Source organism: Streptomyces sp. T12 (genome assembly GCF_028736035.1).
GTDB lineage: Bacteria > Actinomycetota > Actinomycetes > Streptomycetales > Streptomycetaceae > Streptomyces.
Window position 1 is genome coordinate 9,693,499 of sequence record NZ_CP117866.1, and the last position, 12,832, is coordinate 9,706,330.

10 protein-coding genes are annotated in these 12,832 nt (G+C 70.9%); 4 read left to right on the forward strand and 6 right to left on the reverse strand.

Features of this window, described 5'->3' with window-relative positions; all coding sequences use genetic code 11:
• Positions 1 to 43 precede the first annotated feature (43 nt).
• The gene (glgC, locus tag PBV52_RS43500) at positions 44 to 1,264 is read left to right on the forward strand and encodes a glucose-1-phosphate adenylyltransferase (RefSeq protein ID WP_274246749.1); all 1,221 of its coding nucleotides are present in this window, start codon (positions 44 to 46) and stop codon (positions 1,262 to 1,264) included.
• A 73-nt stretch (positions 1,265 to 1,337) separates the two neighbouring features.
• Here the strand turns inward: glgC and PBV52_RS43505 are convergent, their stop codons facing one another.
• Positions 1,338 to 2,264, reverse strand: coding sequence for a DMT family transporter (locus PBV52_RS43505; RefSeq protein ID WP_274246750.1), 927 nt, complete (start codon positions 2,262 to 2,264; stop codon positions 1,338 to 1,340).
• A gap of 84 nt (positions 2,265 to 2,348) precedes the next feature.
• Here PBV52_RS43505 and PBV52_RS43510 point away from each other — a divergent pair, with 84 nt between their 5' ends.
• The 3 genes from PBV52_RS43510 to PBV52_RS43520 all read left to right on the forward strand — a co-directional run bounded on the left by PBV52_RS43510 (position 2,349) and on the right by PBV52_RS43520 (position 6,152).
• Positions 2,349 to 2,960, forward strand: coding sequence for a TetR/AcrR family transcriptional regulator (locus PBV52_RS43510; protein WP_274246751.1), 612 nt, complete (start codon positions 2,349 to 2,351; stop codon positions 2,958 to 2,960).
• A 212-nt stretch (positions 2,961 to 3,172) separates the two neighbouring features.
• Positions 3,173 to 4,510 carry a wax ester/triacylglycerol synthase family O-acyltransferase gene (locus PBV52_RS43515; protein WP_274246752.1) on the forward strand — a complete coding sequence of 446 codons (1,338 nt, stop codon included), beginning with the start codon at positions 3,173 to 3,175 and terminating at the stop codon, positions 4,508 to 4,510.
• Positions 4,511 to 4,634: 124 nt separating this feature from the next.
• Entirely contained in the window at positions 4,635 to 6,152 is a 1,518-nt protein-coding gene (locus PBV52_RS43520; protein WP_274246753.1) for an SDR family NAD(P)-dependent oxidoreductase, read from the forward strand.
• A 21-nt stretch (positions 6,153 to 6,173) separates the two neighbouring features.
• Here the strand turns inward: PBV52_RS43520 and PBV52_RS43525 are convergent, their stop codons facing one another.
• From PBV52_RS43525 to PBV52_RS43545, 5 genes are read right to left on the reverse strand one after another with little or no spacing between them, the layout of a single operon-like run.
• Complete coding sequence (locus PBV52_RS43525) at positions 6,174 to 7,046, reverse strand: hypothetical protein (protein WP_274246754.1); 873 nt, start codon at positions 7,044 to 7,046, stop codon at positions 6,174 to 6,176.
• Position 7,047: 1 nt separating this feature from the next.
• On the reverse strand, positions 7,048 to 7,611 hold the full coding sequence (locus tag PBV52_RS43530) for a hypothetical protein (protein WP_274246755.1): 564 nt from the start codon (positions 7,609 to 7,611) through the stop codon (positions 7,048 to 7,050).
• A gap of 14 nt (positions 7,612 to 7,625) precedes the next feature.
• Positions 7,626 to 11,489, reverse strand: coding sequence for a CHAT domain-containing protein (locus PBV52_RS43535; protein ID WP_274246756.1), 3,864 nt, complete (start codon positions 11,487 to 11,489; stop codon positions 7,626 to 7,628).
• A 4-nt stretch (positions 11,490 to 11,493) separates the two neighbouring features.
• Positions 11,494 to 12,315 (reverse strand): SDR family oxidoreductase, encoded by an 822-nt coding sequence (locus PBV52_RS43540; RefSeq protein ID WP_274246758.1) that lies wholly within the window; start codon positions 12,313 to 12,315, stop codon positions 11,494 to 11,496.
• Positions 12,316 to 12,340: 25 nt separating this feature from the next.
• Positions 12,341 to 12,790 carry a hypothetical protein gene (locus PBV52_RS43545; protein ID WP_274246759.1) on the reverse strand — a complete coding sequence of 150 codons (450 nt, stop codon included), beginning with the start codon at positions 12,788 to 12,790 and terminating at the stop codon, positions 12,341 to 12,343.
• Between the last annotated feature and the right edge of the window lie 42 nt (positions 12,791 to 12,832).

Consider the following 12,832-nt stretch of genomic DNA (forward strand, 5'->3'; position numbering starts at 1 on the left):
ACACAGGGGCAGGCTGGCATCAACCACGGTGAGGGGAGCGGCCATGCGTCGTGGCGGACCTTCGGTGCTCGGAATCGTACTGGCGGGCGGAGAAGGCAAGCGCCTGATGCCCCTGACCGCGGACCGCGCGAAACCCGCGGTCACCTTCGGCGGAACGTATCGCCTGGTCGACTTCGTCCTTTCCAACCTCGTCAACGCCGACATCCTGCGCATCTGCGTCCTCACGCAGTACAAGTCGCACTCGCTGGACCGGCACATCACCACGACCTGGCGTATGTCCAGCCTGCTCGGCAACTACGTCACCCCGGTCCCGGCCCAGCAGCGCCTCGGTCCGCGCTGGTACCTCGGCAGCGCGGACGCGATCCTGCAGTCCCTGAACCTGATCTATGACGAACGTCCCGAGTACGTCGCGGTGTTCGGCGCCGACCACGTGTACCGCATGGACCCGCGTCAGATGCTCGCCCAGCACATCGAGGGCGGCGCGGGCGTGACAGTGGCGGGCATACGGGTACCGCGGAGCGAATCGTCGTCCTTCGGTGTGATCAGCCCCGGCTCGGACGGTCTGAGCGTGGACCGCTTCCTGGAGAAGCCCGCCGATCCGCCCGGCCTCCCGGACGACCCGGAGACCGTCTTCGCCTCGATGGGCAACTACCTCTTCACCACCAAGACCCTCGTCGAGGCGCTCCAGCGGGACGCCGAGGACGAGAACTCCGTGCACGACATGGGCGGTTCGATCCTGCCCCAGCTCACCGACCGGGGCGAGGCCCAGCTGTACGACTTCAGCGCCAACCACGTCCCCGGCGAGACCAACCGCGACCGGGGCTACTGGCGGGACGTCGGCACCCTGGACGCGTACTACGACGCCCACATGGACCTCATAGCCGAGCGTCCCGCCTTCAACCTCTACAACCGCAGCTGGCCCATCTACACCCACTCGGGCCAGCTCTCCCCGGCCCGCTTCAACGCGGGCGGCATGGCCAGCGAGTCCATCATCAGCGCCGGGTGCCTGATCCGCGGTCAGGTCACGCGGTCCGTGCTGTCGCCGGGGGTGGTGGTCGACCCTGGGGCCGTGGTGCAGGGGGCGGTGCTGCACGACAACGTACGCATCGGGCGGGGCGCGGTGGTACGAGGTGCCGTACTCGACAAGAACGTCGAGGTGCCACCGGGCGCGACGATCGGCGTCAACCCGGAACGGGACGCGGAGCTGTACACGGTGTCCAAGGGCGGAGTGATCGCGCTGGGGAAGGGGCAGGGGGTGTCGTAGCGGGCTCTCTTCGGCGGGGATGCCGGAATGCAGCGGTTGGCCGACGGATTCGAGACAGCCCTCGTGGCTCTCGTCACGGACGACTGGAACAAGAGCTTCTTCCGACCTCGATCGTTCGCGCGCACATCCTGGTGGATGAAGTGCCACCGCGATGGACGATGACGACTGCTGCCAAGCCGACGGCCAGGCCGAGAGCGGTCTGCGGGCCGAAGGGTTCGCCGAACATGAGGGCTCCCCACACTGCCGTGACCGGAGCCATGAGGAACATGAGGGTGTTGACCTTGGTGACTCCGGAGCGCCTCAGGATGAGCCAGTACAACCCGTATCCGCCGAAGGTCGACAAGGCCACGAGCCAGGTGATCGCGGACCAGAACGAGAGCTCGGCGGGCGGCTTCGCGGCGCCGGCGCTGACGGCCGACGCGGTGAAGACGACCGCACTGGTGGCGCAGTGGACGGTCATCGACACCGCGGGCGCGACGCGCGTGCGGGAGCGGCTCTCGAAGAACGTGGCCGCCACCAGCGAGCACATGCCGAGGAAGGGGATGAGATAGGCCCACCAGGCCGCACCGGTGCCGGCCGCGGCATCGGCCATGGTGACCATGGCGACGCCGCTCACCCCCAGGCACAGGCCCACCCACTGCCTGCGCGAGACGTACTGACGCAACAACGGCCCGGCGAGTGCCCCCGCGACGAGGGGCTGGACGCCGTCGATCAGGGCGGTGGTGCCGCTGGAGACCCCGAGTTGGATCGCGTAGTAGACGGTGAGCAGATAGCCGCTCTGCGACAGCACGCCGATCACGGCCTGCCGGGCCACATCCCGCATCGTGAGGCCCCGCCACGACGCTCTGGACACGACGGCGATGACGACCAGCACGACGGCCAGCGGCAGGAACCGCCACATCAGGATCGTGACCGCAGCCGCACTGCCCGCGCCGAGCTTGGCCCCGATGAACCCGGAACTCCAGCAGAGCACGAAGGCGATCGAGAGCAGGAAGTTCATGTCTTGCCCTCACTCCATGGACGTTCGACTAAACAGATCGGTATACCACCACCCCAACTATACAGATCGGTATACTGCTGAGGTATGGGTACCGGCGAGAGTCCGCGGCGGGTCGCGATGACGCCTGCCGCACGGCGCGTCCTGGAGGCCGCCGCGAGGCTGTTCTACGAGCGCGGCATCCATGCCGTCGGGGTGGACCTGATCGCCGCCGAGGCCGGGGTGACGAAGAAGACCCTCTACGACCGCTTCGGTTCCAAGGAGCAGATCGTCGTGGAGTACCTCGCGGATCGTGACGAACGCTGGCGTGCCTTCCTGGCCCAGCACCTCGAAGCCGCACGGCCGACGTCGGCGGCGTCGCGCGTCACAGCCGTCTTCGACGCCTCACGCGCGTGGTCGGCGGAGTACAGCTCCAAGGGGTGCAGCATGGTCAACGCGCACGCCGAGATCAGCGATCCCGCCCACCCGGCCTACCCGATCATCACCGGGCAAAAGCAGTGGATGCTCGCCCTGTTCACCGACCTCGCCCGGGAGATCGCCCCGGACGCGGCCTGCCGTCTGGGCCGGACGCTCATGCTGCTCCACGAAGGGGCGCTCGTCGCCCATGGCCTGAACAGCTTCGCGGACCCCATCGGCCACGCCCGCGAACAGGCGCAGGCGCTCCTCGCCGCTACTGGGGCCTCCGCGGGGGAGCGTTGAAGCAATCCGTGACGCCTCCCGGGTGACTCCCACGGGATGCCCGGCGCCGCAACCTGTGTTGAAGTGACCTCATATGCACCATGAGTCCCGCCCCTTTCATGAGGGGCGGGACTTAATCTGCTGTTAACTGAGCGTAGCTTGATCGTACTTGACCGTAATCGCTTCAGGGCGATTGACTTCTGATCCACCCGTCGTCGACGCGAGGCAAGCCATTGACTTCTGACCCGCTCGCCCCTCTCGACCTGGCGTTCTGGAACATCGAGTCCGCCGAACACCCCATGCACCTGGGCGCGCTCGGCGTGTTCACAGCGCACTCGCCCACCGCCGGCGCCCATGCGGCCGACCTGCTCGCCGCCCGCGCCGCCGCCGTGCCGGGACTGCGGATGCGCATCCGTGACGCCTGGCAGCCGCTGGACCTCCTCCAGCCGTTCTCGTTCGGTGGCGCGGCCCGCGAGCCCGCTCCCGACTTCGACCCCCTGGACCACGTCCGGCTGCACGCCCCGACCGGCGACTTCCAGGCTGTGGCGGGCCGGCTCATGGAACGCCCGCTGGAGCGCGGCCGGCCGCCGTGGGAGGCGCATGTGCTGCCGGGGGAGGACGGCGTGTCCTTCGCCGTGCTGTTCAAGTTCCACCACGCCCTCGCCGACGGGCTGAGGGCGCTGACCCTCGCCGCCGCCGTCCTGGACCCGATGGACCTGCCCGCGCGAAGGCCCCGCCCCGAGGAGCCCCGGCGCGGTCTCCTCCCGGATGTGCGCAAGCTGCCGGGGCTGCTGCGCGGCGCCGTGTCCGACGTGGGCCGGGCCCTCGACATCGGGGCCTCCGTCGCCGTGTCCACCTTGGACGTGCGCTCGTCGTCCGCGCTGACCGCGGAGTCGAGCGGCACCCGCCGTACCGCCGGAGTCGTGGTCGACATCGACGACGTGCACGTGATCCGCAAGGCCGTCGGCGGCACCGTCAACGACGTCCTCATCGCGGTCGTCGCGGGCGCCCTGCGCCGTTGGCTCGACGAACGCGGCGACGGCAGCGAGGGCGTCGCGCCCCGCGCCCTGATCCCCGTCTCCAAGCGCCGGCCGCGCACCGCGCACCCGCAGGGCAACCGGCTCTCCGGCTACTTGATACGGCTTCCGGTCGACGACCCCGACCCGCTGCGCCGCCTCGCCACGGTCCGTACCGCCATGGACCGCAACAAGGACGCCGGCCCCAACCGGGGCGCGGGCGCCGTCGCCCTGCTCGCCGACCACGTGCCGGCGCTCGGCCACCGGCTCGGCGGACCGCTGGTCGGCCAGGCCGCCCGGCTCTGGTTCGACATCCTGGTCACCAGCGTGCCGCTGCCCGGCATCGGCCTGAAGCTCGGCGGCCACCCCGTCACCGAGGTCTACCCCTTCGCCCCGCTGGCTCGCGGGCAGTCCCTGGCGGTGGCCGTCTCGACGTACCGCGGACGCGTCCACTACGGACTCGTCGCCGACGCCGAGGCCGTACCGGACCTCGACGTCCTCGCCAGGGCGGTGTCCGAGGAGGTGGCGGAGCTGATCACCGCCTGCGGTCCCTGAGCCCTCCTTCCCCCGGGCTCGCCCGCCGGTTTTTGGAGGACCGGCCCGGCGCTCCGTACAATTCCCCGTTCGAAAGCGGACGCGGTCGGAGCGCCGCGCGGGTGATCAGGGAAACGGCAGCGCGATGACGGTGACAGAGGAAGGCTCGGCGACGACGCACGAGGTCGTGCACGAGCCCGGTGACGAGGTCGTCCACGGCCCCGGCATCGACCCGGAGCGGCTGGCCGTCTGCCTCAGCGTGCTCGACGAGCTCGACAAGCTGGAGGTCGACCACCCCGACGCCATCGCCGTGCGCCGGGCCACCGCCGGCATCTACCGCACCGTCAAGCAGCGCCGCCGCCAGGAGCGCCGGGCCGCCAAGACCGCCCACGACAAGGCGGTCACGGAGGCCACGGCGACCGGCTCCGCCCAGCGCATCGACGACGAGACCGAGGGCATCCTCCCGTCGTCGGTGACCGAGGAGGGCAAGATCGCGGGGATACTCCAGCGCCCGCGCTCCTGCTACACCTGCAAGACCCGGTACGTGGAAGTCGACTACTTCTACCACCAGCTCTGTCCGGACTGCGCCGCCCTGAACCGGGCCAAGCGCGACGTCCGCGCCGACCTCACCGGCAAGCGCGCCCTGCTCACCGGCGGCCGCGCCAAGATCGGCATGTACATCGCGCTCAGGCTGCTGCGCGACGGCGCGCACACCACGATCACCACGCGCTTCCCGAAGGACGCCATCCGCCGCTTCAAGGCCATGGACGACTCGGCGGACTGGATGCACCGCCTGGAGGTCGTCGGCATCGACCTGCGCGACCCGGCCCAGGCCGTGGCCCTGGCCGACCAGGTCGCCGAGGCGGGCCCGCTCGACATCCTCATCAACAACGCGACGCAGACCGTACGCCGTCTGCCCTCCGCCTACGCCGCCCTGGTCGACGGCGAGAGCGCCCCGCTGCCCGCCGGTGAGCTCCCCGCCCACCACGTCATCGGCGCCTTCAACTCCGGCGCGGTCGACGGCATCGCCGCGCTGCCCCTCGGCACCAGCGGCCTCGACGCACAGAAGGTCGCCGACCTCGCCCTGGTCGCGGGCAACGCCAGCGTCGCCCGGCACCTCGACGGCACCGCGATCGACGCGGGCGGCCTCGTCCCCGACGTCGTCGACTCCAACACCTGGGTGCAGACCATCGAGCAGATCTCCCCGGTGGAGCTCCTCGAGACCCAACTGTGCAACTACACCGCGCCGTTCATCCTGATCAGCAAGCTCCGCCCGGCCATGGCCGACGCCGCCAAGAAGGCGACGAGCGGGCGTGCGTACGTCGTGAACGTCTCGGCGATGGAAGGCGTCTTCGGCCGCGGCTACAAGGGCGCGGGCCACCCGAACACCAACGCCGCCAAGGCCGCGATGAACATGGTCACGCGCACCAGTGCCCAGGAGATGTTCCAGACCGACGGCATCCTCATGACCTCGGTCGACACCGGCTGGATCACCGACGAGCGCCCCCACTTCGACAAGCTGCGCCTCGCCGAGGAGGGCTTCCACGCCCCGCTCGACCTGGTCGACGGTGCGGCCCGCGTGTACGACCCGGTCGTGCGCGGCGAGGCGGGCGACGACGTGTACGGCGTCTTCCTGAAGGACTACGCGCCGGGCAAGTGGTGAGCGTGTTCCGGTCCTGACCCCTCAGGACGCCGCCTCCGGCGGCTCGGTGTACTCCAGAGGCCGACGGGGCGGTTCCCCGCGGTAGATCCACTGGGTGAGCTCCTCCCAGCGGTGCCGCTCCGCGATCAGGTCGTCCGGCTGAGCGATGCGCATCGCCGCGAGGACGTCATGGCGGTAGAGGTCGAACGCGGCGCGGACGCATGCGGCGTACCGCCCCGCCTGCGCAAGGGCGCCGGCGTATGCCAGGACCGCGAGGAGCGCGGTGGCGGCCAGGTAGATCACTGCCCCCGCCCAGTGACCGCCGGCCGCCAGGAGCACGGAGCCCGCCACACCGCCGGCCGACAGGGCCAGCGCCAGGCTGGTCAGGGAGATCAGCGGGAGCAGTGCCTCGTCCAACTGGTCCCGGAAGACCTGCGGAAGGACAGGCGCGAAGCGCGGCCACCAGACCACCGCGTCGATCCGGTAGCGCAGATAGGCGTGCTCCTCCGCGGCCGTCAGTACGTTGCCCAGCCTGGTCGGCCTGATCAGGTCGCTGTTCCGCGGATACGTGCGGAGCGAATCGGCCTCGGAGACCCGGCCCCGGCGTGCGGACTGCCGTGACCGACCGCGCGTCTTGATCCAGGACGGCAGTGGATACCCCTCGAACAGCCGGACGACCGGGGCGACGTGGAGCAGGAAGGCCACGAGCGTGATTGCGGTGACCGCGACGACGCCCAGCCACAGTTGGGCGGCACCTCCGGCACGGTCCCAGTCGCCGGCAGTCGTGCGCCAGCCTCGGGCCGGCGCGTAGGCGCCGGCCACCAGGAGCGCCCCACACAGCGCAGGAAACCAGCTGCCCAGCAGGAACCGGCGGTCCAGCAGGCTCCCGAAGCGGTTGACGAAGGCGCCGAACACATCACTCCTCGTCGCTGGAGAGGGGGAGGAACGCCGTCATCAGCCTGCCATCGACAGGGCAGCGGGCCTTGAGGTCGGTGGTCCACGCCTCGATCTCAGCAGGGGCGAAGACGTGTTCACCCGGCTTTGCGGGGCAGCGGTACGACAGCCCGCTGGCCGGTGCCACCGGGTCGCCGAAGAGCCCGCTCCGGTCCAGGGCCGAGCCCGCGAAGCGCTCGAGCGATGCCGGCACGAGACGTTCCCTCGCCAGCACGGCGCCGGTCTCGGTCACCAGCCAGCGCAGTCCGGCATGGCCGAGCAGGATGCGGAACGCCCGCTCCAGCCCGAGGCGTCCGGGCACCAGCGCCGCAGAGTCGACCACCCCGTCGAGGGTCTCCTCTTCTTCGCTCAGCGTGGACAGCCGCTCGAATCTGACGACTCCGGTGAGGAGCCCGTGTGCCGGGTCGCCGATCACGGCCAGGCCGCCCGGACTCAGGCGCAGGCGGACCTCGTCGGGGGCCGCCGTGTCGGCGAGTACCAGATCGCCCGGGCGGCTCACATCGGCCACCGTGTGGGAAGAGGTCACGCGGACATCATGGGTCAGCCGGACGTCAGTACGTAAGGGGCCCAGTAGAGGGGATGCTCGAACGGCCGTACCTCCTGGGGCAGAGGATCCGCGGGAGCCTCGCCGAGCTCTGCCGCGATGTCGGCGACGGTCAGCCGGCGCAGCCACCGCTGGGCGCGGCCCAGCGCGGTCGCGGGCGGCAGCCCGTCGACCAGGTGATGTCGGTAGAAACGGCCGGCGAGCAGCGCCGTCGCCAGGTCGTCCACGAGCCAGAGCGTGCCGAGAACGGACCGCGCCCCGGCGGCGAGGAAACCAGTGGCCAGGGTGACCGGCTCGTCCTCGAACCAGGCCCCGGAAGCGACCGCGCTCTGGCACGCGGTCAGTGTCGCGAGGGCGACGCCGTCCAGCAGCCGGGTGTCGAGCAGATCGCGCAGGACCAACTCCTCGTCGGACAGCAGGAGTCCCGAGTCGAGGGGATACCCCTGGTCGAGTCGGCCGTGGCAGGCGAAATCCACGTGCGTGGCCCCCGCGACGGCTGCCCGGACGGCCGCTCCGGTCGCCGCGTGCTCCGCCAGCTCGGTCAGAGCGATGCCCCCCGCCCGGGCGACCGCCGCAATCTCGGCCTGCTGGGTCGCGGCGAACGGCAGGGGCTGCGGGTTCGGCAGCGGATTGGCGACCGTGACCACGCGAGGGCTGCGCGCCTGCGCCGAGCGGGCGCGCAGGGCACGCAGTACGGCAGCGGAGGGAAGATAGGAGACGTCGAACTCCTCACCGAGCGCTACCTGCCCCTCGGCGTCGACTGCGCAGGCATGCAGCGGGAAGTGCCCGAGGATTCCGCAGGTGACCAGGAAGACCCGGCTGCTCCGCGCGTCCCGCAGCTCTTTGCCCAACGGTCCGCTCAACTGCTCGGCCGCCAGGGGGAGGGCCGCGTCGAGCGCCCGGCGCAGCAGGTCCGTGAAGCTGTCTCCCTGGGCTGGGCGGGTACGGTGCGCGATGCTCTGGTTCGGGAGCCAGGTGGCGACGAAGAAGAACGCGTCCACCGCTCCCTGGGACCAGTGCATGCGGACCGTCGCGTCGGGAAGCACGAGCAGAATCAACTTGCGCTGGGTCCCGAAGTCCCCGTCGTCGGACAGTACATAGGCAAGGGCGTCTTCGGGGCCGAGCAGACCGGCGATCTCCGAGAGGAGGAGGGGCTCGTCCACCAGGTCGAGTCCGGTACGGGTCCGGATCCTGGCCAACACCTCCAGGTAGCGGGCTCGACTCGCTCGCGCCTCCTCGCGGTCGGCGAGCCACCTCTCGGCGTCCGGAATGACGGCGCGCGGTCCGACGAGGGCGCCGGTGAGGGAGGCACGGTCGATGCGCGCAGCGGCTTGGACGCGGGCCACGGCCTCCTCCAGCTCCCGGTGCAGCGCCGGGTCGTGGCGCGCCAGTTGGGCGAGGTGCCCGGCATCGAACTCGGCGAAACCGCGCATCCTGCCCGCGTCGAGGCTCTCCACCGCGAGGGCCAGCAAACGAGCGCGTTCCTTGTGCTCCGATGTCCGTTCGGCGGCCCTCGCGAAGGCCAGACAGGCCCGCTCGGCGATGTTGCTGCGGAACCAGCGGCGGATCGTGGCCCGGTCCGTCGGAAGCCAGGCCGGCCGGAGCGCCTCGGTGCGCGCCTGGACCGCATCGTGGAAGGCATGCCCCGCACGCTCGTACTCGCCGCGCTCCAGATGTGCGAGACCGAGCCACTGACTGGCCGCTCCGAAGTCGCGCGGGGATGTGGGCAGGGGAGTGAGCCGCCGGGCTGTCGCAGCGGCCCGGATCGACCGGGGATCCGCGGCACCGTACGCGTGGGCCAGTCGAAGCTGGACGGAAGCGAATTCCTTGGCGTGGCCGAGCTTGCGGAGTTCGTCGCGGGCTTGCTCCAGTGGGGCGATCGCTTCGCGCCGATGCTCGTATCTCAGATGGACCTCGCCGATGACCGACCTGATGACGGCGGCGTCGCCCGGCGATGGCGGGCCGCTCACCAACGCCTCGTTGAGGTGACTCAGAGCCTCCGCGTAGCGAGCTTCCCGCGCCTCCTCGTCGAACGAGTGGGCGGGCTCGTGAGCCACGATCGAGACGGCCATGTGGTACCGGAGGTTCGACCACAGTTCGGGCTCGTTCTCCATGGTGATCTCCGCGAGACCGGCGTGGTAACACTGCATGGCCTGGGCGTAGTTGTCGTCGTTGTCGCCGAACGAGCGATTGGAGTAGGCCGCTCCCAGCATCAGGAGGACGCGGGCCTTGGTTGTACCGGAGGCGATCGTGAGGGCTTCCTGCAGCCGGCGGATGGCCTGCTCGCATCCCTCCCCGGCGGAGGGGCCGTATTCCATCAGAAACTGGGCGAGGTACATGACCTCGTCGGCCCAGCCGTTCGGGTCGTCCTCGGCGGACACCAGGGCGAGGGCCTCGAGCTGATGCCGGCGGGCGGTCTCCCCGGCGGTGGGGTCGGTGGCGGCCAGACGAAACGCGATCACGGCGAGCCGGCCGTGCACAGCGCGTAGTTCGTCGACGTCGGCGACCTCAAGGGCTTCGGTCAGGGCCGCCCTGCTCGCCAGGAGATCGGTCCCGTCGCCGGTTTGCTCGTAGCGCGCGAAATAGGCCTGGCCCAGACCGTTCTGGGTGTGCGGACGCCGGGGGTGCCCGGGGACGTAGAACTCCAGCGCGGCACGGAAGTGCTCGATGGCTCGGCGCACGTCGTCCGCGCGCTCGGTGGGACTGAGCCGGTAGAGGTAGCACCAGCCGAGCCCGTCCTCGGTCATGGCCCAGCGGGCCTCGTCCGCTTCCCGAGTCCGCAGATCGGCGGCCTTCTTGAGCAGCGTCAGGCCGCGTTCGAAATCGTTGCGGTCTCCACCGTGCAGACCGCGGTGGACATGGGCGCCGGAGAGCCCGAACGTGGCGATGGCCCAGCGTTTCGGGCTTTCCTCCCGGGTGAAGACGGTCAGCGACGCCTCGTAGCCCTCGATCGCCTCGTCCGACCGGCCGAGGGTGATGAGGCAGTTGGCCCGGCTGGTCATGAGCAGACCCCACAGCTCCGGGTCGTCGCTCGGCTCCCAGCCTTCCAGCGCCGCCTGGCACAGATCGAGCGCCTCAGCGGCGTTCGCCTCCTGGTCCAAGTGTAGGAGCACATTGACGAGCGCCTGCTGGAACTGTGCCCTGAGCCGGAGGTCTCCGTGCGACGAGGCCCGGTCGGCCGCTGTCCGCAGGAGTCGCTCGGAACGCTCGAGGTTCTCCCGCCAGTCCCCGAGCTGCCGACGCGAGAGCAGCTGTCCCAGAAGGCCGAGCGCCTGTGCTCCGTACAGATCGTCTCGCGGGCCCACACGGTGGGCCAGATGGGACATCGCCACGATCTGGTATTCGATCGGCAGCTGCGTGCCGTCGCCCACCCGCGCGGAGGAGCGCCAGTGGGCCACCGCCGTATCCGTGCCCCCTTCGCGGCAGTCCGCCAGGAACGCGGTCAGGGCGTCCAGCGTCCACAGGTCCTGCTCCCGCACGTGGCCCCGGATGCGGGTCAGATGATCGATCAGGTCGGCGTCGAAGAGGTCGGGCCGGCTGTGGAGGAGGGCCTGCCAGCTGTCCCAGTCTCCGGCATCGGTCAGCTCGGCCAGGGGCGTGCCGATGAGGAGCTCGAAGAGTGGGGTGTCCGCTTCGGGTACGGGGAGACCGCGCATGGCCCGCAGTACCTGCATCACCTGTTCGAGAGCGACCGCCATGGCAGGCTCGCCGTTCGCCGCGGCCCGTTGCGCCACGTCTGCGACCACCGCGTCGAACTCCGGCCGCAGCACCTCCGGCGTCCGCTCCGCCACCGCGACGAGCTCTTCGATCGAACGGGTACTCAAAAGCCGTGCCACGAGCCGCAGTTGCCCAGCCTCCATGACGTCAGGGTAGAGCGCCGCCTCGTCTCGGGGGCCCCTGCGACCGCAAGCGCTCGCCGACCGCGTACGGCGCAATGGAGTGCGCCCCGCGCACCCCCGTCCCCCCATCCACCAGCAGATCGGCTCCCGTGATCCACTCCGCCGCGTCCGACGCCAGCCACACCACCGCCCGGGCGATGTCGTCCGGCTCGCCGATCCGCCCCAGCGGCAGCCCCGCGGCCACCTCCTCCTCACCCGGCTCCCAGACGAACCGCGCCATCTCGGTGCGGACGAGCCCGGGGGAGACGGAGTTGACCCGTACCTTCGGGGCCAGCTCGCCCGCGAGCTGCTGGGTGAGGTGGGCGAGGGCCGCCTTGCTGGTGCCGTACGCGCCGATGTTGGGGCCGACATGGGCGGCGCCCTCCGTACAGACGTTGACCACCGTGCCGCCGTGTTCGCCCATCCAGGCCCGCCAGGCGCACTGCACGAGCCGCAGGGGCGCCTCGACGTTCACGGCGAACGCCTCGCGCCAAGCCCGCGGATCGACGTCCATGAGGGGGCCGTACGGCAGGTTCGTGGCCGCGTTGTTCACCAGGACGTCGATCCGGCCGAACTCGCGCAGGGCGACGTCCACCACCGCCCGCGGATGGTCCGGGTCGGCCACACTGCCGGCGACCCCGACGCCGCCCAGCTCGGCGGCCGTGCGCCGCACCTCGGCCGCGTCCCGCGCGGTCACGCACACCAGCGCCCCGGCGGCGGCCAGTTGCCGGGCGACGGCGTGCCCGATGCCGCGCGTGGCGCCGGTGACGACGGCGGCTCTGCCCTGAAGTCCGTACGACGACGTCATCGCCGTACGGTCTCATGACGGATCGTCAGTCGACAGCCCCGAGCCGCGAGTTCCGTGCCGCCACCAGCTCCAGCACCGTGCGCCAGTCCTCCAGCACCCCGGCGTCGAACTCGGCGCTGCGGCCCTCCTCGTCGGCCTGGCGCAGGCGGACCAGGTCGTCGTCGGCGGAGTCGTAGGCCCGGCACTGGTCACGGACGAGGCGGGAGACCCGTTCGCCGAGGAGCGGGCGCACCGCGTCCGCCGCGCAGTCGCAGTGGCCGGTCAGGTCGCCCGGGCCCAGCAGCGGGCCGATGGCATGGACGAGCCCCGCGACCTGGAGCTCCTTGTCGGCGGGGCGCACGCGGCGCAGCAGGGCGGCGGTCCGCAGCGCGTGTTGGTGGAGATCGACTCGGGTGCTCCCGAGGCCCGGGGCATCCCGGGTGCCCCGGCAGGTGTACAGCAGATCCATCAGCTCTTCGACACTGCGCAGCTCCATGCGTCAGTCCTCCCGCCGGACAAGCCGTTGCCGTACTGCAGC